This is a genomic window from Vicinamibacterales bacterium, from assembly GCA_035699745.1.
Classification (GTDB): Bacteria; Acidobacteriota; Vicinamibacteria; order Vicinamibacterales; family 2-12-FULL-66-21; genus JAICSD01.
In genome coordinates, this window is record DASSPH010000072.1 from 79440 (window position 1) to 103120 (window position 23681).

20 protein-coding genes and 2 tRNA genes are annotated in these 23681 nt (G+C 69.7%); 16 read left to right on the forward strand and 6 right to left on the reverse strand.

The window, feature by feature from the left end; translation table 11 throughout:
* Positions 1-68: 68 nt before the first annotated feature.
* From VFK57_17865 to VFK57_17885, 5 genes are all read left to right on the forward strand, one after another.
* Positions 69-431, forward strand: coding sequence for a hypothetical protein (locus tag VFK57_17865; protein HET7697588.1), 363 nt, complete (start codon positions 69-71; stop codon positions 429-431).
* A gap of 28 nt (positions 432-459) precedes the next feature.
* Positions 460-533: transfer RNA gene (locus tag VFK57_17870), tRNA-Arg, on the forward strand.
* A gap of 4 nt (positions 534-537) precedes the next feature.
* Positions 538-614 (forward strand) — tRNA-Arg (locus tag VFK57_17875).
* A gap of 113 nt (positions 615-727) precedes the next feature.
* The gene (locus tag VFK57_17880) at positions 728-1393 is read left to right on the forward strand and encodes a DapH/DapD/GlmU-related protein (GenBank protein HET7697589.1); all 666 of its coding nucleotides are present in this window, start codon (positions 728-730) and stop codon (positions 1391-1393) included.
* Positions 1393-2727, forward strand: a complete 1335-nt coding sequence (locus VFK57_17885; GenBank protein ID HET7697590.1) for a class I SAM-dependent methyltransferase — start codon at positions 1393-1395, stop codon at positions 2725-2727. The genes VFK57_17880 and VFK57_17885 overlap by 1 nt, the downstream gene beginning before the upstream one ends.
* Before the next feature lie 3 nt (positions 2728-2730).
* Here the strand turns inward: VFK57_17885 and VFK57_17890 are convergent, their stop codons facing one another.
* From VFK57_17890 to VFK57_17900, 3 genes are all read right to left on the reverse strand, one after another.
* Complete coding sequence (locus VFK57_17890) at positions 2731-3261, reverse strand: PepSY domain-containing protein (GenBank protein HET7697591.1); 531 nt, start codon at positions 3259-3261, stop codon at positions 2731-2733.
* 308 nt (positions 3262-3569) lie between these two features.
* A complete protein-coding gene (locus VFK57_17895) occupies positions 3570-4532 on the reverse strand; it encodes an alcohol dehydrogenase catalytic domain-containing protein (GenBank protein HET7697592.1) in 963 nt (320 codons plus the stop codon).
* A 38-nt stretch (positions 4533-4570) separates the two neighbouring features.
* Positions 4571-4948, reverse strand: coding sequence for a hypothetical protein (locus VFK57_17900; protein HET7697593.1), 378 nt, complete (start codon positions 4946-4948; stop codon positions 4571-4573).
* A gap of 243 nt (positions 4949-5191) precedes the next feature.
* On the opposite strand from VFK57_17900, the gene VFK57_17905 reads away from it, so the two are divergent.
* The 9 genes from VFK57_17905 (at position 5192) to VFK57_17945 (ending at position 14333) form a co-directional block, all read left to right on the forward strand.
* Positions 5192-7603, forward strand: coding sequence for a heavy metal translocating P-type ATPase metal-binding domain-containing protein (locus VFK57_17905; protein ID HET7697594.1), 2412 nt, complete (start codon positions 5192-5194; stop codon positions 7601-7603).
* Complete coding sequence (gene ccoS / locus VFK57_17910; GenBank protein HET7697595.1) at positions 7600-7782, forward strand: cbb3-type cytochrome oxidase assembly protein CcoS; 183 nt, start codon at positions 7600-7602, stop codon at positions 7780-7782. The genes VFK57_17905 and ccoS overlap by 4 nt, the downstream gene beginning before the upstream one ends.
* A complete protein-coding gene (gene ccoN / locus VFK57_17915; protein HET7697596.1) occupies positions 7766-9931 on the forward strand; it encodes a cytochrome-c oxidase, cbb3-type subunit I in 2166 nt (721 codons plus the stop codon). The genes ccoS and ccoN overlap by 17 nt, the downstream gene beginning before the upstream one ends.
* On the forward strand, positions 9931-10122 hold the full coding sequence (locus VFK57_17920) for a hypothetical protein (GenBank protein HET7697597.1): 192 nt from the start codon (positions 9931-9933) through the stop codon (positions 10120-10122). The genes ccoN and VFK57_17920 overlap by 1 nt, the downstream gene beginning before the upstream one ends.
* A complete protein-coding gene (locus VFK57_17925; GenBank protein HET7697598.1) occupies positions 10119-10715 on the forward strand; it encodes a cbb3-type cytochrome c oxidase N-terminal domain-containing protein in 597 nt (198 codons plus the stop codon). The genes VFK57_17920 and VFK57_17925 overlap by 4 nt, the downstream gene beginning before the upstream one ends.
* On the forward strand, positions 10706-12154 hold the full coding sequence (gene ccoG / locus VFK57_17930) for a cytochrome c oxidase accessory protein CcoG (GenBank protein ID HET7697599.1): 1449 nt from the start codon (positions 10706-10708) through the stop codon (positions 12152-12154). Before VFK57_17925 ends, ccoG begins: the two co-directional genes overlap by 10 nt.
* Positions 12155-12159: 5 nt before the next feature.
* The gene (locus tag VFK57_17935; protein ID HET7697600.1) at positions 12160-12597 is read left to right on the forward strand and encodes a FixH family protein; all 438 of its coding nucleotides are present in this window, start codon (positions 12160-12162) and stop codon (positions 12595-12597) included.
* Complete coding sequence (locus tag VFK57_17940; GenBank protein HET7697601.1) at positions 12594-13301, forward strand: sulfite exporter TauE/SafE family protein; 708 nt, start codon at positions 12594-12596, stop codon at positions 13299-13301. Before VFK57_17935 ends, VFK57_17940 begins: the two co-directional genes overlap by 4 nt.
* A 138-nt stretch (positions 13302-13439) precedes the next feature.
* Positions 13440-14333 (forward strand): hypothetical protein, encoded by an 894-nt coding sequence (locus VFK57_17945; protein HET7697602.1) that lies wholly within the window; start codon positions 13440-13442, stop codon positions 14331-14333.
* A gap of 15 nt (positions 14334-14348) precedes the next feature.
* Here VFK57_17945 and VFK57_17950 read toward each other — a convergent pair whose 3' ends face one another.
* Together VFK57_17950 and VFK57_17955 are read right to left on the reverse strand one after the other, a co-directional pair.
* Positions 14349-14963 (reverse strand): hypothetical protein, encoded by a 615-nt coding sequence (locus tag VFK57_17950; GenBank protein HET7697603.1) that lies wholly within the window; start codon positions 14961-14963, stop codon positions 14349-14351.
* A 41-nt stretch (positions 14964-15004) separates the two neighbouring features.
* Positions 15005-15373, reverse strand: coding sequence for a hypothetical protein (locus VFK57_17955; GenBank protein HET7697604.1), 369 nt, complete (start codon positions 15371-15373; stop codon positions 15005-15007).
* 95 nt (positions 15374-15468) lie between these two features.
* Between VFK57_17955 and VFK57_17960 the strand changes: the two genes are divergently transcribed.
* On the forward strand, positions 15469-17826 hold the full coding sequence (locus VFK57_17960; GenBank protein ID HET7697605.1) for a helix-turn-helix domain-containing protein: 2358 nt from the start codon (positions 15469-15471) through the stop codon (positions 17824-17826).
* A gap of 44 nt (positions 17827-17870) precedes the next feature.
* Here the strand turns inward: VFK57_17960 and VFK57_17965 are convergent, their stop codons facing one another.
* Entirely contained in the window at positions 17871-22643 is a 4773-nt protein-coding gene (locus VFK57_17965; protein HET7697606.1) for a 2-oxoacid:acceptor oxidoreductase family protein, read from the reverse strand.
* Between the two features lie 450 nt (positions 22644-23093).
* Between VFK57_17965 and VFK57_17970 the strand changes: the two genes are divergently transcribed.
* On the forward strand, positions 23094-23675 hold the full coding sequence (locus VFK57_17970) for a sigma-70 family RNA polymerase sigma factor (protein ID HET7697607.1): 582 nt from the start codon (positions 23094-23096) through the stop codon (positions 23673-23675).
* Positions 23676-23681 lie beyond the last annotated feature (6 nt).

Sequence of the window (23681 nt, forward strand, 5' to 3'; positions counted from 1 at the left end):
CTCCTGCGCGACCAGGGAGCAAGCCGGGTGCCGTATGATCAGGTGGCGCAGGCGGCGACATCTGAACCATGGCCAAGAAGTTCGAGACTCCGCAGCAGGCGGCGGCCGCGTTCGGCGTCGGCAAGCTGACGCGGCACCTTTTCGTGTGCGTAGGCCCGGACTGCGTCGATCCGGAGACGGGCGACGAGACGTGGCAGTACCTCAAGCGGCGGATGAAAGACCTGAACATCGCCGGCCCGGATGGGCCGTTCTACCGGACGAAGTGCCAGTGCCTGCGTATCTGTACCGACGGTCCTGTCTGCGTTGTATACCCGGACGGCACGTGGTACCGGTCGGTCACGCCGCACAATGCCGAGCGCATCATCCAGGAACACCTCATCGGCGGACGCGTGGTGGAGGATCTCTGCTTCGCGCGGAATCCGCTCGGCTGATCAAGTATCATTGCAGGACCGTCACTGCGCGCTCGTAGCTCAGTTGGATAGAGCGCCGGGCTTCGAACCCGTAGGTCGGGGGTTCAAATCCCTCCGAGCGCACGACGCGCCCGTAGCTCAGCTGGATAGAGCGTTGGCCTCCGGAGCCAAAGGCCGCAGGTTCGAATCCTGCCGGGCGCACCACCCTTTTTTGATCTGAGGGACGTTGCCCCTCAGACTCCCCTACAGCCTCACGCGCTCGCGCGGGGGCACGCTCCGCTCGCAGCTCGAGCGGGGTATGATCCTCCCCCTCCGCAATGATCGCCTGGTTCTCTCGAAAGCTGCACGACTACGTCGAGCGCATCGCGCGGCAGACGGTCGACCGCGAGCTGCGCGCCCGCGGCGAGCGGACCCGGCTGTCGTATCGCGATCCCCTTGCGGTGTTCGCGGAGCAGCGGAGCGCCGTGCGCGAACAGCTGGCCGAGGCGGCCAACCTGGTCGGCCAGGACGTGATGATCGGCCAGGGCGTGGTGATGTGGGGAGGCCGGTTCCCCGGCGGCGTCGGGATCGAGCTGCACGATCGGGTGCGGCTCTACGAGCACTGCGTCCTGGCCGTCGATCACGCGTCGCCGCGCAGCGGGATCGTGCTCGAGGAAGGCGTCGCCGTCAACGTGCGCGCGTATCTCGATGGCAGCGGCGGCATCCGCATCGGCAAACGGACGATACTCGGCCCGAACGTCGTCGTCGTGTCCTCGGGCCATCGCGTCGATCCCGAGGTGCCGATCCAGGATTCCGGCAAGGAGTTCGCCGCAGTGGAAATCGGCGCCGGCGTGTGGATCGGCGCCAACGTCGTGATCCTGAAAGGCGTCCGCATCGGTGACCGCGCGGTCATCGGCGCCGGATCGGTCGTGACCCGTGACGTTCCGGATCGATCGATCGCGGTGGGCAATCCGGCACGAGTGATTCGAACGGCCGCGCCCTGATGCTGAGCCGGCTGTCACGGCCGATCCGCGCCGTGCGCCGCCGCATCGCGCGGTGGTCCGCACAGCAGGACCGCGCGTTCCACGACCAGCTGTTCGGCGCGTCCACGCACGACCCGTTCTCGAAGTCCTACCCCGGATATCTCACCATTCGCCGGTTCGCCGACCTGGCGGGCGATCACCTGCAGGGGGCGCGCACGGTGCTGGATCTGGGATGCGGGCCGGGCGAGATCACATGCGAGCTGGCGCGCCGGTATCCCGGCGTGGCGTTCACCGGCGTCGATCACAGCGCCGTCGCGATCGACGCGGCGGCCGCACTCGCGCGCCGCCTCGGCCTGCCCAACGTGCGCTTCGCCGCCGGCGACGTCGCGCGCTACGCGCCGGCGGGCCGCGTCGACGTCGTGATGATGTTCGACGCCTTCCATCACCTGCTCGATCCGGCGGCGTTCGTCCGCCACGCCTCGGCCTTCACCGATCGCTTCTTCCTGATCGAGCCGGCGGGCGATCTGCTCGGACGCTGGCGGCGCACGCTGGATTTCGACTGGCTGCCGATCGAACTGGACAAGATTCGCGGCCGGATCGAGCACGCGCTCGGCGCCGGCCCGCCCGCCGGGCGCAGCGCCGCCCGGCCGGACGACGATCCGGCGATCGCCGGCAGGGCGGTCGAGAACCGCTATCCGCTCGACGATTACGCGCGCTTCTTCCAAGGCTTCGGTCTCGTGGTGCGCGGCACGGTCGCCGGGCTCGACAGCTACCCGCCACAGCCGGCGTACGAGAGCGCCTGGCGCGAGGACGCGATGGAGACCGCCTGCGCGATGCTGACACGCGTCGACGACGAGCTGCAACGCCGGGGACACGACGGCTTCGCGAAGCACTGGGCGATCTGCGCGACGAGGGGAAGGTCTGGAATCACCGGTCCAGGACTGATCGCGCCCGTGGCCGGCGCCGATCACCCGGACTACGTGAGGGGGGCATTCGATGCCGAGTACGCGGACGTCGCGATCCCGGAAGCCGTTCGCGCCGGCACCGAGGTGCTGGTCGAGCTGACGCTGCGGAACGCGAGCTGGCGCGAATGGCGATCGGAGCAGACGCCGCATCCGATCATGGTGAGCTACCACTGGCACGCCGCCGGCGGCGAGTGCGTCGTCTACGACGGACTGCGCACGCCGCTGCGGCGGCCGCTGCCGCCCGGCGATGCCTGCCGCGCGACGGTTCGCGTCGCGGCGCCGGCGTCACCGGGTCGCTACACTCTCGAGATCGATCTCGTGGAAGAGCACGTCAGCTGGTTCAGTCACGCGGGCGTGCCGCCGCACGCGTCGTACGTGCGCGTCACCTGAGGATCAACCTCCCAACTGGTGGTGCTGCGCCCGCACCCGGCGCCTGCCCGAGAACGTCACCCACCACATCCACAGGCCGCTTCCCCACAGCAGCAGCAGAACGACCCCGGTGGGCAGGAACACGCCCAGCTTGATCCAGTCGCCGCCGAAGAACGACCCGTCGTGAATCGACTCGATCAGATCCGAACGGCGGTAGGCCGAATGAAGCACGCGGCCGGTGCCGAGATCCACCTGCACTTCATGGCCGGACTGCAGCCACACCTTGGCGACGCCGCGCCCCGGACGCACGTCGATGCGGTTCACGTCGGCCCACGAAGTGACCTCGTGCGACGGATGGCGGCGAACGCTGTCGAGCAGTTGATGGAAGTCGAGCGCCGGCGCGCTGCCCGTGCCGCGATGTTCGGCCGGCTGCACCCAGGACCAGTGCTTCTTGGCCTGCAGCAGGAGCCCGCTCCCCAGCAGTATCAGCGCCGGGAGCGCGACGATCGCGCTCGCCCAGTAATGGACTTTGCGATTGGCGACGTTGAATTTCACTGCATCAGGGATATCTGACGCGGTCGCCTACTACCAGCCATCGTAGGCGCACCATACCCGCGGCGGGCGGAGAGCGGGGCACGAGCCTCAGCCGCGTCCCCCTGCGCGATTTACGACGCGCGCAAGCGCCTTACGGGGTCCGAAAGGGTGGGCACGGCGTCCGGTTCCCAGATTCGCCGGTTTATTCCGGTTTTCTGGCGTCATGCCCGTCTTGCGCGCGTCGATGGATATCGGACTGCACGATGCGTGCTCAGGTGAGCGCGGCTCTGCCGCGAGCCGACGCCGCGCGTCAGGCGTGTCGGCGACGTTCAGACCTGCGGACGCAGGATCACCTTGCGCCCCTGCTCCGCCGCCTCGAACGCCTCGGCGAACCGATCCAGCGGATACGTCGCGTCGACGAGCGGCCGGACGTCGACGCGGCCGGCAGCGAGCAGATCGAGCGCGGCGTCGAAGGGACCGCATCGCGAGCCGACGAGCGTGATCTCGTCGACCACCAGCGGCGCGAGCGCGAGGCGAGCTTCGCCGTGAAACGTCGACTTCATCACGATCGTGCCGCGCGGCCGCACGAGGCGCTTCGCGATCGTCAGCCCCTCGGGTCGTCCGGTCGCGTCGACGACGACGTCGAACTGCCGCGGGGCGATGTCAGTCGCGTCTGCCGCTGCAGTGTCGAAACCCGATGACCGCGCCAGCGCCAGGCGCGCCGCGCCCCGGCCGATCACCGTGACGCGTGCACCGGCGGCGCGCAACACCAGGGCGACGAGCAGCCCGAGGCGTCCCGGGCCGACGACCGCGCAGACCGTTTGCGGCGTCACCGCAATCTGCTCGAGCACGCGGCACGCGGCAGCCAGCGGCTCCACCAGTACGGCGGCCTCGTCGCTCACAGCATCGGGAACGGCGTGGAGATTGACCGCGGGGAGTGACAGGTACTCCGCGAACGCGCCGTCCCGGCCGATGATGCCGAGCACGGACCGGCGATCGCAATGTCCGCGGCCGGCGGCGCGGCAGCCGTGGCACGCGCCGCAGCCCACGGTGATCTCTCCGGTGACGCGCCGCCCGATCCACGCCGCATCCGGCGCCGGCGCCTCGTCCACGACGCCGACGAATTCGTGCCCCGGCACGCCGGCGAAGCCGGCATAGCCGCGGCGCAGCTCGAGATCGGTGCCGCAGATCCCTGCCGCGGCGACGCGGATGACGCACTCGGACGGCAGCGCGGGACGCGGCCGGCTGGCGAGGGTCAGCGTTCCGGAGGGATCAAGGACGAGTGCGCGCATCGGCTGGCGCGCCGCGCTACGTACGTCGCGGGCGATTCCTACTTGCCCTTGCCGGCTCTCTGTCGCGCCCAGCGGGCCTTCTGCGCCTCGGAGATCCGGCGCCGCGCGTCGGCCGACATCGTCCGGCGCTTCGGCCGGCCGCGCTTCCCTGCGCCCTTCTTCCCGGCCGATCCCTTCGGTCTCCCGGGTCCGCGCCGGCGTCTGCGCCGGGTTGCGCCCGCGCCTGCGGCGGCGGGCCGTCCGCGGCGCCGCCCCGTCTCGACCGCCTCCCCGAGCTCGACGAGCAGGTCTCGAGCACTGGAGATGATCTGACGCAGGTTGTCGGCAAGTTGCCGCCGTTCATTGGCGAAGCGGCTGACGCGCTCCCTGACGGTATTGAAGACCGAAGATAAATCGTTCGCACTCTGAGCTGTCAATACCGCCTCCGCATCATTCGGGTTTGTAGGACAAAACCTTACTTTATCGAGTACGAAAAGGAAAGAACCGAGGCAGCGTCGCGCTGGCACCGAACGAGGTCCGGGCGCGCGCGGATTTTTCCCCCCACGCGCGGACTAATCCGCGCCGGACCCCGCCGCGAGAGCTGAAGATTCCCGCAACCTGCTGATTTCCTTGGACAAGTCCGGCGGTACCTCACTTGCTGAACCGTCCGGCACATCGTCATGTCGGCCGCCGCTCCTGCCTCCGACCGGGTCGCCCGGCGCAACTCCTCCTGCGCGCATTGCGGCGAGCCCTGCGAGGGCGGGGCGGTGGCCACGGACGATGGAACGTTCTGCTGCAGCGGGTGCGCGTCGGTCTTCACCATCCTGAAGGCGCACCGCCTCGAAGGCTACTACGCGTGCGAGACGCCGCCCGGCGTATCGCAGCGCCGCTCGAGCGCCGGCGCCCGCGACCGCTTCGCCGCGCTCGACGATCCCGCCGTCGCGGCCGCGCTGCTCGAGTTCGACGACGGCCGCACCGCGCGGGCGACGTTCGACGTGCCGGCAATCCACTGCGCGTCGTGCGTCTGGCTGCTCGAGCAGTTGTGGCGGCTGCAGCCGTCGGTGCGCGCCGAAGTCGACCTGCTGCGCCGCGCCGTGCACGTCAGCTTCAGCCCCGGCGCGACCTCGCTGCGGCGCATCGCCGACACGATGGCGTCGCTGGGCTACGAGCCGGTCGTGACGCCGGAGCCGCGCACGAAGGGGATGTCGCCGGCGCTGCGCCGGCTGTACCTGCAGCTCGGCGTCGCCGGGTTCGCCGCCGGCAACATCATGCTGTTCAGCGTCCCGCGATACCTGAACGGCGCGCCGCTCGACGGCGGGTTCCAGCGGCTGTTCGACTGGTTGAACCTGGCGTTCGCGACACCGGTGCTGCTGTTCAGCGGCGCGGACTACTTCCGCAACGCCTGGCAGGCGCTTCGCACCCGGACGATGACGCTCGACGTGCCGGTGGCGCTCGGCCTCGCCGTCCTGTACGCGCGGAGCGCGTTCGAGATTGGCACCGCGCGCGGCGAAGGGTTCATGGACTCCTTCACCGGCCTCGTGTTCTTCCTGCTCATCGGCCGGTTGTTCCAGCTCAAGGTGTTCGAGCGCATCGCGTTCGACCGCACCTACCGATCGTTCCTGCCGCTGACGGTTCGCGCCGAACGCGGCGGCGGCACGGCGCCGGTTCCGATCGATCGCCTGCATCGCGGCGACGTCATCACGCTCCGTCGCCACGAGGTGGTGCCTGCGGACGCCGTGCTGCTGGACGAACGCGGCGCGGTCGACTACGCCTTCATCACCGGCGAGCAGACGCCGGTGATCGTCAGCCGCGGCGAGGCGGTGCGCGCCGGCGGACGCGCGGCGTCCACGTCGCTGCGGCTGCGCATCGCCCGCGACGTCTCCCAGAGCGTGCTCGCCGGGCTCTGGAACAACCCGGTGTTCGGCAAGCCGAAGGAGCGGTGGCTGACGGCGGTGGCGGCGCGATTCGGCGCGTGGTTCACCGTCGGTGCGATTGGCCTGGCCGCCGCGGGGGGGATCGCGTGGTGGCCGGACGCGGCAGCCGCGATGAGCGTCGCGACCGCCGTGCTGATCATCGCGTGCCCCTGCGCGCTGACGCTCTCGGCGCCGATTACGCTCGGCACGGCGATGGGCATGCTGGGCCGCCGCGGCCTGTATCTGAAGCATCCGGCGGTCGCCCTCGATCTCAGCCGCATCGACACGATCGCCTTCGACAAGACGGGCACGCTGACGTCCACGGCCGATGCGCCGCACATCGAGCGCTACGGATTGTCGGAGTGTGCGTGGTCGCTGGTCCGCCGTCTCGCCGGCGAGTCCGTCCATCCGGTCAGCCGGGCGATCGCCGCGGCCGGCGGCGCCGTTCCCGCCGTCCGGGTGAGCGGCGTGCGCGAGATCGCCGGCAAGGGGATCCGCGGGACCGTCGACGGCGTCCGCGTGGCAATCGGGACGCGTGCATTCATCGCAAGCGAGACCGGCATACATGCGGGGGGGCCCCAGTACGCCACTTACGCCAGCGCCGGCGACGAGCTCGGCTGGATCGACCTCACCTCCCCGGTGCGGGACGGAGTGGAGCAGGCGGCCGAGATGCTTGCCGCGAGGCACGAGCTGTTTCTGCTGTCCGGCGACAACGCGCGCGAAGCGGCGCGGTGGCGGCGGTATTTCGGGGAGCGCACCCGCTTCTCGCAATCGCCGGACGAGAAGCTGCGCTGCGTCGAGGAGGCGCGGACCCGGGGGCGGCACGTGCTGATGGTGGGCGACGGCCTCAACGACGCCGGCGCGCTCGCCGCGGCAGACGTCGGCATCGCCGTCTCCGACAGCACCGCCTGCCTCGTTCCGGCGTGCGACGCGCTGCTCGCGGCGGAACGCGTCGCCGACCTGCCGGCGTTTCTCGCCTACGCGCGCCGGGCGCGCCAGGTGGTGCTGCTGTGCTTCACGGTGTCGGTCGCGTACAACGCCGTCGGGCTGACGCTGGCGCTGGCCGGCGCGCTCACGCCGCTCGCCTCGGCCATTCTCATGCCCGTCAGCTCGCTCACCATCGTCGGGCTGAGCGCCGGCAGCATGCGCTGGGCCGCGGCCAGGGTGCTGCCGTCATGAGCGTGCTCGTGCTGCTCATCGCCGCCGGAGGGCTCGTCGCGGCGGGCTTCCTCGGCGCATTCCTCTGGGCGGTGTCGTCGGGGCAGTTCGACGATACCGCCACGCCGCCCATCCGCGTACTGCTCGAGGACGACCCCGAAGGGGTGAAGGGAGATGCCGAAGGTGACTGGAGAGGTTGAGACATTCCGCTACGACAACGCCATCGTGCGCAGGTTCGCCGTCGCCACCGCGGGCTGGGGCGTCATCGCGTTCCTGGTCGGGCTGATCGTCGCGCTCAAGCTGGTGTTTCCGCAGTTCCTGGCCGGACTGCCGGTGCTGTCGTACGGACGCCTGCGGCCGCTCCATACCAACGCGGCGATCTTCGCCTTCGCGGGCAACGCGATCTTCGTCGGCGTCTATTACTCGCTGCAGCGCCTCTGCAAGGCGCGGATGTTCAGCGATCGGTTGAGCGCGATTCATTTCTGGGGCTGGCAGTTCATCATCGTCCTTGCCGCCCTCACCCTGCCGCTCGGCTTCACCACGAGCAAGGAATACGCGGAGCTGGAATGGCCGATCGACGTGCTGATCGCGGCCGTGTGGATCGTCTTCGGCTGGAACATGCTCGGCACGATTCTGCGGCGGCGCGAGCGCCACATGTACGTGTCGATCTGGTTCTATCTCGCGACGTTCATCACCGTGGCGCTGCTCCACGTCGTGAACTCGTTCGAGCTGCCCGTCAGCCTGCTCAAGAGCTACTCGATGTACGCCGGCGTGCAGGACGCGCTGGTGCAATGGTGGTACGGCCACAACGCGGTCGCCTTCTTCCTGACCACGCCGTTCCTGGGGGTGATGTATTACTTCATTCCCAAGGCGGCGAACCGCCCGGTGTTCTCCTACCGGCTGTCGATCGTCCACTTCTGGTCGCTGATCTTTCTCTACATCTGGGCCGGGCCGCACCACCTGCTCTATACCGCGCTGCCCGACTGGGCGCAGTCGCTCGGCACGGTGTTCTCGGTCATGTTGATCGCGCCGTCGTGGGGCGGCATGGTCAACGGGCTGCTGACGCTGCGCGGCGCGTGGGACCGCGTCCGCGAGGACCCGGTGCTGAAGTTCATGGTGGTCGGCGTCACCGCCTACGGCATGTCGACGTTCGAAGGGCCGATGATGTCGCTGAAGAACGTCAACGCCCTCACCCATTACACCGACTACATCATCGGCCACGTCCACCTGGGCGCGCTCGCCTGGAACGGCGGGCTGGCGTTCGCGATGCTCTACTACATCTTCCCGCGCATCTACCGGACGACGCTGTATTCGGTGCGGCTGGCGAACGCGCACTTCTGGCTGGCGACGCTCGGCATCCTCTTCTACGCCATCCCGATGTACATCGGCGGCATCACGCAGAGCCTGATGTGGCAGGACTTCACCGCGGACGGCACGCTGCGCTACGCCAACTTCCTCGAAACCGTCATCAGGATCGTGCCGATGTACGCGCTGCGCGCGACCGGCGGCACGCTGTTCACCGCCGGCGGGCTCGTCGCCGTGTTCAACCTGTATCGCACCGCCCGTCAGGGATCGTTCGCGGCGGACGAGACCGCGCAGGCGCCGGCGCTGCACGGCGAGGCGGCGGCGGGAGCGTGGCACCGGAGGCTCGAGTCCCACCCGGTCCGCTTCGCGGTCCTGACGTTCGCGGCGGTGCTGATCGGCGGCGTCGTGGAGTTCGTCCCGACCGCGCTGGTGCGGTCGAACGTGCCGACGATCGCGTCGGTGAAGCCGTACTCGCCGCTCGAGCTGGAAGGGCGCGATCTCTACATCCGCGAGGGCTGCGTCGGCTGCCACTCGCAGATGGTGCGGCCGCTGCGGGCCGAGACCTCACGCTACGGCACGTACTCCAAGGCGGGTGAGTTCGTGTTCGACCATCCGTTCCTGTGGGGATCGAAGCGGACCGGACCGGATCTGCACCGCGTCGGCGGCAAGTACCCCGACTCGTGGCATTACGTGCACATGAACGAGCCGGGGGCCACCTCGCCGGGATCGCTGATGCCGGGATACCCGTGGCTCTATACCAACCGGCTCGACACGGGGCACATCGAGGGGAAGATCATCACGCTTCGCCGGCTCGGCGTGCCGTATCCCGAAGGCTACGAGCGTCAGGCGGCCGCGGATCTTCAGGCCCAGGCGGCGCGGGTTGCCGCGGGACTGACCAGGAGCGGGCTGCCGGCCTCCGCCGATCGAGAGATCGTCGCGCTGATCGCCTACCTGCAGCGTCTCGGCACGGACATCAGGATCAAACGCGGCGACGACATCCTGGCGTCGATGCCGCAGCCGGCGCCCCAGGCTGGAGGACGGTGATGTACAAGGAAGCGCTCCGCGGCATCGCCGGCATCGGCATCTTCCCCGTCGTTTCCCTGCTGCTGTTCGTGATCGTGTTCGCCGCCGCCGTCGTGCGCGCGTTCCGGATGCAGCCCGCCGATGCGGCACGCCTGGCGTCGCTGCCGCTCGACGATCTTCCGCCTGACGCGGCCGAGGAGACCCTGCGATGAGCGCCAACACACCTGAACCGAGGCGCGACGACCTGCTCGAGCACGAGTCGGATGGCATTCGCGAGTTCGACAACGCGCTGCCCCGCTGGTGGCTGTACGGGTTCTATTTCACCATCCTGTTCGCCGTCCTCTACATGACGAACTATCACCTGCTCTCGATGCCGCTGGTCGGCAAGCGCGGCATGGTCGAGGAGTATCAGGCGGAGATGGCGGCGGCGCCGAAACCGCGGGTGCCGGCGGGCGGCGGCGGCGTCGCCGCCGCGGCGCTGACCGACCCGGCGAGCCTGGCGCAGGGGCGCGCCATCTTCGAAGGGCAGGACAACGTCTGCTCGTCGTGCCACCGCCCGGATCTCGGCGGCATGATCGGCCCGAACCTCACCGACGATCTCTGGCTGCACGGCTGCTCCGTGCAGGCGATCACGGCCAGCATCAAGAGCGGCTACCCGCTGATGGGCATGATGCCGTACGGCACCGGCAAGCCGCTGGACGACGGGCAGGTGCTCAAGGTGGCGAGCTACATCCTGTCGAAGCAGGGCTCTGCACCGCCCGCGCCGAAACCGTCGGACGCGGAGCGCGACAAGGCATGCCGCTGATCGCGCTGTCGGAAGAGCACGAGACGTTTCGCAACGCGCTCGCGAGCGTCGCCCGGGACGGGCGGCGGCGGTGGATCTACGCGCGTCAGCCGTCCGGCCGCCGCTACCGTCTTCGCACCTACGTGAGCTGGGTCCTGCTCGCCTTTCTCGCCCTCGCCCCCTTCGTGACGGTCTTCGGGCAGCCGCTGATGCAGCTCGACGTGCTGCATCGCCATTTCGTCCTCCTCGGCATCGTCTTTCGCCCGCAGGACTTCCATCTGGTCGTACTGATCGCGCTCACGCTGCTGGTGACGCTGCTGCTGTCCACGGTCGTCGTCGGCCGCGTGTGGTGCGGCTGGCTGTGTCCGCAGACCGTGTTCATGGAGATGCTGTTCCGGAAGATCGAGTACGCGATCGACGGGTCGGCCGAGCGGCAGCTGCGGCGGCATCGCGGGCCGTGGACGCGCGAGCGGGTGCTGCGGACCGCGGTGAAGCAGGCGATCTTCGCCGCGCTCTCGTTCCTCATCGCCAACATCTTTCTCGCCTGGATCATCGGGGCCGGCGAGCTGTGGCGGATCGTCACCGACCCGCCGTCGCAGCACCTGCGCGGACTGACTGCGATTCTGATCTTCAGCGCCGTGTTCTACGCCGTGTTCGCGCGCTTCCGCGAGCAGGCGTGCGTGCTGGCATGTCCCTACGGGCGGGTGATGTCCGCGCTGACCGACGCGCAGACCGTGACCGTCACCTACGACAGCGTTCGCGGCGAGCCGCGAGGACGGCTGACGCACGAGGCCGCCGGCCAGGCCGTGCACGGCGACTGCATCGACTGCCATCAGTGCGTCACCGTCTGCCCGACCGGCATCGACATCCGTGACGGCATCCAGCTCGAATGCGTCAACTGCACGGCGTGCATGGATGCGTGCGACAGCGTGATGGCGCGGCTGCACCGGCCGCCGAATCTCATCCGGTGGGCCTCCCACGCGGCGATTCTCGCCGGCCCGGCGGCGGGCGCGCGCCGCCGATGGCTGACCGCGCGCGTCGCCGCGTACGGCGCGGTGTGGCTCGTGCTCGCCGGGACCGTCACCACGCTGCTCGCCACGCGCCGCGATCTCGACGTCGTGATCCTGCGGCAGCCCGGCACCCTGTATACGACCGCCGCCGGCGGCGACGTCACCAACTTCTATCAGATTCAGGCGCTCAACCGGACGCGCCGCGACGCCGAGTTCTCGATCGACGTACTGCGGCCGGCAGGGGCGCGCGTCACGCCGCTCGGGCGCATCGGCCGTGTCGGGGCCTATGAGCTGCTCGAGGGACGGCTGCTCCTCCGCGTGCCCGCGGATCGAGTCAGCGGCGCGACGACGCCGGTGACCTTCGCGATTCGCAGCGGCGGCAGCGTGGTGCAGACGATCGATTCATCGTTCCTCGGTCCGGCGGCGCCGGCGGGATCGGCGCGGAGGTAGCGGTCATGAAGGTCAGCTGGGGTGCGGCGATCGCCGGCGTCTACACGCTGTTCGCCCTGAGCACGGCGGGCTTCGTCGCCTTCGCGATGAGCCGGCCCGTGGATCTCGTCCGTCCCGATTACTACGCGGAGTCGCTGCGGCAGGACGAGCGGATGCAGGCGGCGGCCAATGCCGAGGGGCTGGATCCGGCCGCGCTGGTGAGAGAGGCGGGACGTTCGATCGAGATCGCGCTGCCCTCCGCACTGCGGCCGGTGCGCGGCACGATCACGCTCTATCGGCCGTCCAACGCCGCCGCCGACCGCCACGTCGACTTGTCGCTCGATGCGGACGGGCGCCAGCGGGTCGCGATGCAGGACGCCGCCGCCGGGCTCTGGATCGTCCAGCTCGCGTGGACGTCGGCGGGGCGCGAGTTCTACGTCGAGCGCCCGATCAGCCTCCGATGACCGAGTTCCTCAGCGGCGTCGTCATCGGGCTGGCGGCGAGCGGACACTGCGCGGCGATGTGCGGACCGCTGGTCCTCGCCGTGGGACGGACGCTTCGCCGCCCCACGCGCGCGGCACAGGTCGGCCATGCCGCGCTGTACCACGCCGGCCGGATCGCCATATACCTCGTTCTCGCGGCGATTGCCGGCATGCTCGGGATGGCGCTCACGCCCACGGCCGCCGGCCGCGCGGCCGCGGTCGCCGCGGCGATCGTGCTTCTCGATCGCGCGCTCGGGTTCCGGCACGGCCGCATGCCGGAACCGGTGGCCACCCGGTACCGCGCCATCGTCGGACGCATCGGCGGATTCACCGCCGGCTGGATGCAGCGGCACGGCATCGCCGGTCCACTGGCCGGCGGCGCCGTGCACGGGCTGATGCCGTGCGGGCTGCTCTACGCCGCGCTCACGGCCGCGGCCGCCACGGCCTCCGTCGGCGGCGCGATCGCGCTGATGGCGGGATTCGGCGCCGGCACCACGCCGGGACTCGCGGCGTTGGCGCTCGCCTCGTCGGCGGTGCCGGTGCGGGTCCGCACCGCGCTCGGCCGGCTGACGCCCGCGGCGCTCGCCCTGACCGCGGCGCTTCTGCTGCTGCGCGCGTTCGCGCCCCCCGCGCAGCATCCGGGCGACACCCACCCCGCCGCTCTGCACCTCGCCCATCGCAAGTAGCGGCCCGACAGCCGCGCCGGGAAGGCATCTTGCTATTTCTCTCGTGCTTGCGCGATCTGCGCAATTTCCGGCGGATTCCCGCCCCGTCGCTGTCAAAACCGTCAGCCGGGAATCGGATCTGTCTGCAGGAGGGATGAAATGACTCGTCGCAGCGCGGCCATCGTCCTCGCGCTCACGCTGAATCCGGCGCTGGTGTCCGCTCAGGAGATGGTGTTCACGGTGACCGCTCCGTCGGCGGACGTGTACAAGGGGCCGACCACTGTCACTCCGGTCATCGGCCGTGCCCCGCGCGGCACCGTTCTGCCCGTCTCGCGCAACCTGGGAAGCTGGGCGAAGGTGCCCTGGCCCGACGCGCCTGACGGCGTCGGGTACGTGCACCTCACCATGGGACGGCTCGCGTCATCGAAGGGGGGCGTACCCGCGGCGACCGTCGCGCCGTCCTCGCCGGCCGAGCATGGCGCGGCGGCCACGGCTACGGGGGCGGCGACAACGACGACGGCGCCGGCGCTGGCGCAGCGGCTGCCGCGCGATCAGGTCGCGGTGAGCGATCAAGCGACCGGCGCCCCGATCAGTCACATGCTCGGCCTCGGCGGGCGGGTCGGCTTGAGGCGCAGCGTTGGCGCGACCGCGCGCGTGTGGCGCAACGACCGCGTCGGCCTCCAGCTCTCGTTCATGCGGGACACGATGACGAGCAGCGTCGCGGCGGGGCGTGTGACCTCGTTCCAGGTCGAACCGGCGGCGGTGTTCGCGCTGATGGATCACGTGAGCGACTACGTCTGGATCCGCCCGTACGTCGGGTCCGGCGTGAGCTTCCATCGCCAGAGTTTGAGCGTCGCCTCGGCCGACCTGGTTCAGCCGGCCGGCAACGGCGTCGGCGTTCGCGTGTTCGCCGGCAGCGAACTGACGTTCGCGACCGCGCAGCGGTTCGGGCTGAGCGTCGAATTCGGCTACCGGAAGCTGCCGGCGGCGTTCCCTGGATTCGAGGCCGACAAGCTGAGCGCGTCGCTCGCGGGCCACTGGTACGTCAAGTAGACGCGGTGCGGCGTCCTACTCGCACCGGACGAGTCGTGGACGGCGGGCAATCTCGAGGGGGATCGGCTTGGTCACCAGCAACGAGTGAACGAGCCGTCCCTTCCCGGCCAGTTGTCGGGACCAGGTGTCCGTCAAGGCGGGATCGTCGGGCCAGAGATTGACCGTCAGGCGCAGCACGTGCGACCCGGCGCGGGCAATGCCGGGAACGTCGGCGGAGTGCAGCGCGAAGGGGATCGCCACGGCCAGCGGCAGGTCGGCGGACGTCGTCCGGCCGGGTGGAAGCGCGTAGAACCGGCTGCTGACTGGTGCCGCGGCGGCCGAGTAAACCGACGGAAACAGATCCGTCCGGTACACGCCGTCGAGCAGCGCCCCCTCGTCCCTCGCCAGCACGATTCGCACCACCGCTGGCGATCCCAGATACAGCACGGCGGGACTGTCGCCGTCGTTCCTGAACCGCAGTTTCACCCGAAGCTGCAGGACGTTGATCTCGCCGCGGCCATCGCAGTAAGTCTGACGAACGATCTCCGGCGTGACAGAGATGCGGGCCGGGGGTTCGGCAGAACTCCCCTCCTGCGCGGCGGGCGCGGACTGCAGCGCAAGGGCCGCGATCGCGCCAAGCCACAGCCACATGATCGGCGTGAGAGTAGCATTGCCGCGCGGCGGCTACCCACTCATGACACGCGCCGCATCCTGGCGTTGACGAACGACCGGATGGCGATGACCAGATACACGAGCGTCAGCAGGGCCATGATGGCCTGCGACACGACTGCGGCCGGGCGGGCCGCCGTGCCGTCCAGCAGAGCGCCGATCTGCAGCAGGCCGCGGAACGATCCCAGGAACCCGAGCAGCGCGACGAGGACTGCCGCGTGCATCGCGTGCTTGCGCCGGCGCTCGTCGCGCGCGATCGCACCGGCCAGAGCCAGCACGGCACCGAAGGCGGCCGGGATGAGCGCGGTCAGGCTCGCCGCGCCGGTCAGGAGATAGCCGCCGAGCCCGAGGACGACGAGGACGGCGCCGAGCGCGATCGTGAGCGAAGGCATCGGCGAATCATATCGCGCCCTGCCGCGGCGGACGGCGAGGCGGCCACCCGATTTTGGGGGAATCCTCCGGCGAGTGGCATAGAATCGAGGCGCCGATGAAGCAGGAAGCCGCGGCGTCGTTCGGCGGGCGGCTCAAGTCCCTCCGCGAGGCGGCCGGCTTCACGCAGGAGGAGCTCGCCACGATTGCGGGGCTCTCGGTTCACGCCGTGAGCGCGCTGGAACGAGGCGAACGGCGCCGGCCTCACGTCGAGACCGTGCGCGCGCTGTCCACGGCGCTGGACCTCACCGGCGCGGGGCGCGACGCGTTCGTCGGAAGCGCCCGCTCATCTCCTCAGGCGACGGCGGTCGACGAGCTGACCGGCGTCCTGCTGCCCGCGCCGCTCACTCCGCTCGTCGGCCGGGAGGCGGACGTGCGGACGCTGCGCCAGTGGCTGGCCGATCCGGCCGGCCGCCTGATCACGCTCGCCGGCCCGGCAGGCGTCGGCAAGACCCGGCTGGCACTGGAACTCGCCCGCGCCGTGATGCAGGACGGCTCGACGCGCGTGCGCTTCGTGTCGCTGGCGGTCATTCGCGATCCGTCCCTGGTCGCGGCGGCGATCGCCGAGTCGCTCGGGCTGGTGGATGTGACCGCCCTCGACCTGCCTCGCCGCCTCCGCGTGGCGTTTCAGGATCACGCGACGCTGCTGGTGCTCGACAACTTCGAGCACGTGCTCGAGACGGCGCCGGTCATCGCGGACCTTCTGACGTCGGTCGCGTCCCTGCGCGTGCTCGCCACCAGCCGCGCGCCGCTGCGGCTGCGCGGCGAGCGCGTGCACGCCGTGGAGCCTCTCGAGTTGGAGCCGGGCGCCGAAGCCATGGCGCCTGCCGATCTGGCGCGGACTCCGGCGGTGCGTCTCTTCCTCGATCGGATTCAGGACGTCCAGCCCGAGTTCCGCCTCACCTCCGCGAACGCGGCAGCCGTGGCGGGAATCTGCCGGCGGCTCGATGCGCTGCCGCTTGCGCTCGAACTGGCCGCGCCGTGGATGAAGGTGCTGACCGCCGACGGTCTGCTCCGCCGGCTCGAACAGGACGTCCTGCCGTCCGACGGCGGCCGCCGCGACCTCCCGGAACGGCAGCAGACGATGAACGCGACCGTCGCGTGGAGCTATCAGCTCCTCGGCGCGGAGCAGCGGCACGCCTTCCGCCGCTTCGGCGCGCTGCCCGGCGTGTTCCCGATCGCGGCGGCCGCCGCCGTCCTCTCCGGCCGCGACGCCGCCGCCGACGGCACCGACGCCGCGCTGCGCGCGGCGGCTGACCTCTTCGACATGAACCTTCTGCTCCGCGCCGAGACGGCGGCGGTGGGCCGGCCGCTGTTCCGCATGCTGGAAACCGTCCGGGCGTACGCGGCGGTCGAGCTCGCCGCGTCCGGCGAGCGCGATGAGGCCATGGAAGGGCTCGTGCGGTTTTGCACCGACGAGGCCTCGCTGGCGATCGCCGGACTGGTCGGACTCGACGAGGTCGAATGGCTCGATCGCACGCGTGAGAACCTCGCCAGCTTCCGCGCCGCCCTGACGTGGCTCGTCGAGCACGACCGCGCCGCCGACGCCGCCGGGATCGCGTGGGGGTTGACGCTCTTCTGGGTCATCCGGGGGCACGCCGCGGAAGGTCTCCGCTGGTACGAGCAGATTCTGAATCTGCCGTCGCTGCTTCCCGGCGCCGCGTCGAGGGCGCACCTTGGCGCGTCGGCCATGCTGTACACGCAGGGGGAACTCGGGCAGGCACGGACGCGGGTCCGGCGCGGCATCGCGCTCGCCGAGCGCATCGGCGACGGCGAAGCCGTGGTGCAGGCCGAGTGGTTGTTCGGGTACATCGAACACGCGGCGGGCAATCTGGACGCCGCGCGCGAGTGGTTCGAGCGGGCGCGTGAGGGATTCAAGGCGGCGGCCGCGTCGTGGGGCACCGGAGATGCGCTCACCGGCATGGCGTGGGTGGCGCTGGCGGCCGGTGACAACGACGAAGCCGAACGCCTGCTCGGTGACGCGTCGGCCTCGCTGCACGACGCCGGCCCGTGGTTCCTCTCGCTCTGGCTTTACATCCGCGCCGTCCTGGCGGTGCGCCGCGGCAACGCCGACGAGGCGATCGCGCTGCTGCGGGAGAGCCTCCACGGCATCCGCGAGCTTCACGACAACTTCGCCTACGCGTATGCGCTGGTCCCGCTCGCGGCGGCGGCCTCCCTGGAGGGGGATGACGGCTGGGTGGCGAAGATTCTCGGCACGCGCGACGCGCTGAGCGAAGGCATGGGGCCGACGATCGTGGACAAGACGGTCGAGGATCTCCCCGCGCGGATCGAGCGCGAGGCGCGTACCCGGCTCGGTCCCGAGTCGTGGGCGGCGGCGTACGGCGCAGGACGCAGGAGCTCGATCGATGCGGTGATCGGCGACATCGACGTCAAGCGTCAGCGGATGCCCGCCTAGACCGGATCGCGTCCCGCGCGTCCCGCGCCTCTGCGCTGTCGCAGCTACACGCCGGCCGAGACCGCGCCGTCGGGCGGCGGCGCCGCGGCGGCGGCGGCAGCTGCCGGGCGCGGTGCCCGCGGCTCGGGCGCCTTGTGCGCGGCGGCCGGACCGCCGATCCGCGCCTTGAGCAGCGACTCGGCGTGGGCGAAGAATTCGTCGAGCGGGATCCGTCCCGCGTCGACGTCCGCCAGCAGCGCGCGCTGCGCCTTGTACTCGCGGTTCTCGACGCCCGCCTTGCTCTGCAGCATGCGCCACGCCTTGCGGCGCTCGACGCAGAAGAGCACGAGCTGCCGCGAGATGGCCCGGTACTCGACGTGGCCGTTGCTCCCCTGCACGGTGATGAAGACCCCGAAATCGGGCACGTGAGACCGGTGCCCCTGCACCAGGTACCGCCGGTAGACGACGTCCTGCTGCGTGATCCGCACGAGCATGTTCTCGAGCGGGATCAGCTTCGCCGCGTCCTCGGCCTTGACCTTCTTCAGATGGTTCCGGAAGCGGGCCTCCGTCGCGCACCAGTGCGCCACGGTGTAGCGGTAGCTCTCGTTGGTCGCCTTGAACTTGGTCTCGTACCAGTCCATGTCGATCGTCGGGTTGCCCTTGATGTCGAGCGCGTCCTGGTAGCTCTCGCCGAGACGCGGGTTGAAGACGAACTCGGGCGCGCCGCGTGAATCGCGCACCCGCTGCGCCTGGGTCAGCGCCATGTCGTCGGCGACGCCGTGTTCCGGCTGGCAGGTGGTGAAGCACTGGAGGAACGCCGTGCCGCGGTACTCGATGCCGTCGAGAATCGCGCGATACAGCTTCGGCGCGTTGGCAATCGACACCTGCGCGACGAACGGAGACCCGTGGCCCGCCAGGAACGTCTCGGCCACCGTCTTCTTCTCGACGTTCTTCCCCTGCGTCGCGGCGCCGAACATGTTCATGTCGTTGCCGCCGAGCATCGGCGTCGAGTCGGAGTTCTGCCCGCCGGTATTGGAATAGACCTGGGTGTCGAGCATCACCGCCTTGACGTTCGGCCGGTTCTGCAGGATGACCTTCGACATGTTCTGGTAGCCGATGTCGCCCATGCCGCCGTCGCCGCCGACGACCCAGACCTTCGGCATCTCGAGGACTTCCTGGTCGGTCATCAGCGCATCGCTGAAGTGCGCGTACTCGTAGTACTCGCGCGGGGTGATGACCTCGGTGTCGCGCTGCATCAGCGCGTCGGCCAGCCGCTCCGGGATCACCGAGCGGCGGCCGTGATCGACGATGAAGCTCTCGCCGAGCAGCCAGCCCACCGTGATGCCGTCCTGGAAGAGCGAGTTCATCCACGGATAGGGGTGCGGGTTGTTGGGCGGCGTCGATCCGTACACGGTGTTGCAGCCGGTGTGCGCCGCCATGGCCATCACCGCCTGGCCGTTCGCGGCGCGGCCGTCGACGGGCTGCAGGTTCTTGTGGATGAACGCTTCGTGGCGCAGCACGGCGGCGATCGCGCCGATCACGTCCTGGTCCGAGATCGGGCCGTGTGCGGCGATGCGGGCCCTGGTGTCCGCGTCGTCCTCGCCGCCGAGTCCCATCACCAGGTGCGCCACCGCCTGCCGGAACAGGTCGTAGTGTTCCTGGCTGCGCGCCTTCAGCGCCGCAAGCTTCTGCCCGCCGGTCTTCTCCAGGTCGTCGGCCTTGCGCCGGAACCGATCCGCCTTGGCGTGGAAGAGCGGGCGCATGTACGACTCGGTCACGGCCGTCACCGAGCGCAGGATGCTCTTCTCACCACAGCCGGCGCAGGCGCCGTCGCCCGAGACGAGCGCATCGTAGTTGCGCCGCACCATCAGCATGTTGCGGAGCGTCGCGGTCTTCGAATCCTGCGGACGCGTGTCGTTGTAGAGCCCGAGGTACTTCTGCGCGGTGTCGGGCAGCAGGTTGAGGAAGGCGGTGCCGCTCTCGTGTTCGGCGTTGACCTCCTCGGTTTCCTGCACCATCCGCAGCGCCTGGTGATCGCCGCACGCCGTGACGCACGCCGCGCACCCCTTGCAGAGGTCCGAGACGAAGATCGAGAAGATGCCGCCGGACCCCGGGCTCTTCTTCTCCGGCGTCGCGAAGATCGCGTTGGCCTTCTGATAGGCCATCGGCACCTTGTCGATGATGCCGAAGAACTCCTCTTTCGCTCGCGCCGAGAAGCCGTTGACCTCGTGGGTGACCTTGCGGATGAAGGCCTGCGGCGGCGGCGCCTCCTTGCCGGCGACGGCGGCGCGCATCAGCTCGCGCGTGCGCCTGGAGATCTCCGGCAGCAGATCGAGCATCTTCGCGCGCTCGCCGCTGTCGCTCACGTAGTTGCTCACCGCGGTGCGCAGAATCGTGTCGAGATCCTGCGAGCAGTTCGGCAGCGCCGTGTCCGGGCAGACCGCGATGCACTCCATGCACTGCGTGCAGTTCTCGGGGATGTAGAGCGGCGTCTCGCGGCGCGCCACGTACTTCGACGCGGTGTCGCCGCTGCCCGCCGCCATGATGCCGAGCGAGGCGTAGGCGTTCGCCGGCTGGTTGTACCCGAGCTTCGCCCGGAAGTTGGCGTCGAACTCGGCGACGCGCATCAGCGGCGGACGCTCGGCCTGGCCGGCCGGCGGCTCGACGGTCCGGCAGCCGGTGCCGCAGCCTTCCCGCGCGGCGACGCTCGGGGCCATCGCGACCGGCAGCAGCGCCTTGCCGCGCAGCGTCGAGCGGTCCGGCGCCTCCAGCTCGCCGACGTTGATCTCGCGCACCAGCTCGAAGCCCTTGGTCATGACCTCCATGTTGGAGGCGACGACCGCCTCGCCGAGCTTGCCGAATTTCTTCACGTACTGCTTGTGCACGGCGTCGCGGAACTGCTCCGGCGTGATCCGGAAGTCCGCGAGCATCGGCGACACCGAGAAGAAGGCGCCGAGAAACGCGTTCCCCTGCATCCGCAGCTGCAGGTCGCCGCGGTCGGTCGCCTCACGCGCGATCTTGAAGCCCGGCAGCGTGAAGACGCGGATCTTCTTGTCGATGATCTGCCGGCGCGCCCAGAGCGGCAGCCGCTCCCAGGCGGCCTCGCCTTCCTCCTCCGACTCCCAGACCAGGCTGCCGCCTTCCGCCATCCCGTCCAGCGGGTTGGTGTGGGTGAACGCCTTGGGGTCGCAGCAGAGGACGACGTTGACGTGGCGGAGGTCGCAGTTGACGCGGATGCGCTCCGGCGCCGCGATCATGAAGTACGACGTCGGCGCCCCCTTCTTCTCCGATCCGTATTTCGGGTTGGCGCTGACGTGGATGATCTCCTTCGGGTTGCCGAACTCGTCGACGACGCGGTCGCGCTCGTAGAGCAGGTCGTTCAGGTCGCCGATGATCGCGCCGAGGTTCTTGCCGGTCGTGATCGCGCCCCACCCGCCGACCGAATGGAAGCGGACGGCGATCGCCTTGTCGGGCAGCAGCGACGGCGTGTCGTCCGACTTCACTTCGTAGGGATGATCGACGCCGAGCACGATGAACGACGCGCCGTCCGCCGCGCGCTTGCCGTCCTTCCGCGCGCGGCGCCCGGTGACGTATTCGTAGGCGCCGATCGTGTGCTCGGGACGGAAGTCGCGCGACCCGAGACCGTAGACGCCGCCGAACAGCCGCGGCATCCGATCCGGCGTCAACGCCGGCAGGCCGTCCACGCCCTGCAGCGCCTTGTTCAACGCCGTGCGGATGTCCCGCCCCATCGGGTTGTCGCCGGCCATCGGTTCGTCCGTCCGCTCGAGGACGATGACGTTCTTCTTCCCCGCCAGCGCGGTGACGACCGCCGCCTCGGGGAACGGCCGGAAGACGTTGATGTGGATCGAACCGACCCGCGCGTGCTCGCGCCGCCGCAGGTGGTCGACCGCCGCCTCGATGTTCTCCGCCGCCGAGCCGAGCGACACGAACACCGTGTCGGCGTCGTCGCACTTGTACTGAGTGACGAGGCCGTAATGACGGCCGGTGAGCGCCGCGAAGTCCTTGTACGCCGCGTCGAAAAAGTCCAGGATTGGCTCGATGAAATTGTTCCGCCGCGCCACCACTCCCTGCATGTAGTGCTCCTGGTTCTGGACCGGACCGAGGAGGACAGGGTTGGCGAGATCGATCATCTTGGGCACGCGCCGCCGCCGGGGGCCGAAGAGCTTCCGCTGGCTGTCGGTCGGACACTCGATGATGTCGTCCGGCGCGCCGAGATACTCGCGGATCAGACCCGCTTCGTGCTTGTAGAACGTCCGCTCGAGGTGCGACGTGAGGAAGCCGTCCATCACGTTCATTCCCGGCGTGAGACTGAGCTCGGTGACGCGGCGCAGAATCAGCGCCTGATCGGCGGCCTGCTGCGCGTCCTTGCCGAAGACGATGATCCACCCGGTATCGAGCGCGCCGTACACGTCGTCATGGCCGCAGTGAACGTTGAGCGCGTGCTTGGTCAGCGCCCGCGCCGCGACTTCGAGCACCATCGTCGAGCACTTGCCCGGCGCGTGGTAGTACTGCTCGACGCCGTAGACCACCCCTTGTCCGGACGTGTAATTGACGACCCGCTTGCCGCTGACGGAATGGGCGATGGCCCCGCCCTGCGCGGCGTGTTCCCCCTCGGCTTCGATGGCGAGCGTGTTCCGGCCGAACACGTTCAGATGGCCTTCGGCGAAGGCCTGCTGGTACAGCTCTCCCCCCTCCGTGGATGGCGTGATCGGATAGAAGACGCCGGCATCTGCGATGCGGGTCTCGGTGTGATACGAGACGAGCTGGTTACCGTTCGCGGTGACGCGGATCCCTGGGTAGCGCGGTTTGTCGGTCATGACTGCCCTCGAGGTACTCGATCATCGTGTAGGTTCTCGCGGACGCCAGTCGGGACAGGACGTGCACGTCTCGACCGTCTCGAGCGGCCCGGTGTGCGCTGGATGACGGCAAGTCCACGGCGCGTCCCACGCGCTGAGCCATTCCGGAAATGTCGTGTACAGAGTGGAGTCGCCCCAGCGGCAGGCCTGCGGAGCGTGCCTGGAGGACGCCGAGGCGTCGTGGAGCGGAGCGCCGGTCGACCAATCCATGGGAGTCTGCGCCATGGAACACCTTCCCCTGATCGATCCGAGTTTCTGTGACTTGTCGGTAAGTCCGTTATACACCCGCGGCGGGCCCGGGGGCAAAGGATCGCTGCCGCGGCCGCGCGCGGGGCGGGTCACGGGAACATCAAGCAATTCCTGAACTTATTGCCATCGCGGCGAGTCTGGCCTTATCCTCGCTCGACGCTGATGGCGGATGACACTCCCGCGCCCACCGATATCACCCGACTGCTGATCGCCTGGAGCGACGGCCGCCGGGAGGCGCTCGACGACCTCATGCCGATCGTCTACGCGGACCTGCGCCGGGTCGCGGCGGCCTACATGCGGCAGGAAGATGCCGGCCACGCGCTGCAGCCCACCGCCCTGGTGCACGAAGCCTTCGTCCGCCTCGTGGATCAGAATCAGGTCCGGTGGCGCAATCGCGCCCACTTCTTCGGCGTCGCCGCCAACATGATGCGCCGGATTCTCGTCGACGACGCGCGGCGGCGGCGGGCGGAGAAGCGCGGCGGCGCCTGGGAGCGCGTGACCCTGACCGCCGAAGAGCCGATTGCGGAGGGCCACAAGGACATCGATGCGCTGGCCCTCGACGAAGCGCTCCGGCGGCTGGCGGTCATCGATCCGCGGCAGGAGCGGATCGTGGAGCTGCGCTACTTCGGCGGCCTGACGATCGATGAAGCGGCGGAGGTCCTGGGCATATCGGCGGCAACCCTCGTGCGGGAGTGGACGATCGCCAAAGCGTGGCTGCGGCGGGACCTCTCGCGCTCGCAGTGAGCGGGA

Excerpts from the sequence above, each read along its gene's own strand:
- VFK57_17960 (HET7697605.1), top strand. The coding sequence starts at position 15,469 with ATGAAGCAGGAAGCCGCGGCGTCGTTCGGCGGGCGGCTCAAGTCCCTC.
- VFK57_17920 (HET7697597.1), top strand. The coding sequence starts at position 9,931 with ATGTACAAGGAAGCGCTCCGCGGCATCGCCGGCATCGGCATCTTCCCC.
- VFK57_17865 (HET7697588.1), top strand. The coding sequence starts at position 69 with ATGGCCAAGAAGTTCGAGACTCCGCAGCAGGCGGCGGCCGCGTTCGGC.
- VFK57_17945 (HET7697602.1), top strand. The coding sequence starts at position 13,440 with ATGACTCGTCGCAGCGCGGCCATCGTCCTCGCGCTCACGCTGAATCCG.
- VFK57_17955 (HET7697604.1), bottom strand. The coding sequence starts at position 15,373 with ATGCCTTCGCTCACGATCGCGCTCGGCGCCGTCCTCGTCGTCCTCGGG.
- VFK57_17895 (HET7697592.1), bottom strand. The coding sequence starts at position 4,532 with ATGCGCGCACTCGTCCTTGATCCCTCCGGAACGCTGACCCTCGCCAGC.
- VFK57_17885 (HET7697590.1), top strand. The coding sequence starts at position 1,393 with ATGCTGAGCCGGCTGTCACGGCCGATCCGCGCCGTGCGCCGCCGCATC.
- ccoS (HET7697595.1), top strand. The coding sequence starts at position 7,600 with ATGAGCGTGCTCGTGCTGCTCATCGCCGCCGGAGGGCTCGTCGCGGCG.
- ccoG (HET7697599.1), top strand. The coding sequence starts at position 10,706 with ATGCCGCTGATCGCGCTGTCGGAAGAGCACGAGACGTTTCGCAACGCG.
- VFK57_17965 (HET7697606.1), bottom strand. The coding sequence starts at position 22,643 with ATGACCGACAAACCGCGCTACCCAGGGATCCGCGTCACCGCGAACGGT.
- VFK57_17935 (HET7697600.1), top strand. The coding sequence starts at position 12,160 with ATGAAGGTCAGCTGGGGTGCGGCGATCGCCGGCGTCTACACGCTGTTC.
- VFK57_17970 (HET7697607.1), top strand. The coding sequence starts at position 23,094 with ATGGCGGATGACACTCCCGCGCCCACCGATATCACCCGACTGCTGATC.
- VFK57_17925 (HET7697598.1), top strand. The coding sequence starts at position 10,119 with ATGAGCGCCAACACACCTGAACCGAGGCGCGACGACCTGCTCGAGCAC.
- VFK57_17880 (HET7697589.1), top strand. The coding sequence starts at position 728 with ATGATCGCCTGGTTCTCTCGAAAGCTGCACGACTACGTCGAGCGCATC.
- VFK57_17940 (HET7697601.1), top strand. The coding sequence starts at position 12,594 with ATGACCGAGTTCCTCAGCGGCGTCGTCATCGGGCTGGCGGCGAGCGGA.
- VFK57_17950 (HET7697603.1), bottom strand. The coding sequence starts at position 14,963 with ATGTGGCTGTGGCTTGGCGCGATCGCGGCCCTTGCGCTGCAGTCCGCG.
- VFK57_17905 (HET7697594.1), top strand. The coding sequence starts at position 5,192 with ATGTCGGCCGCCGCTCCTGCCTCCGACCGGGTCGCCCGGCGCAACTCC.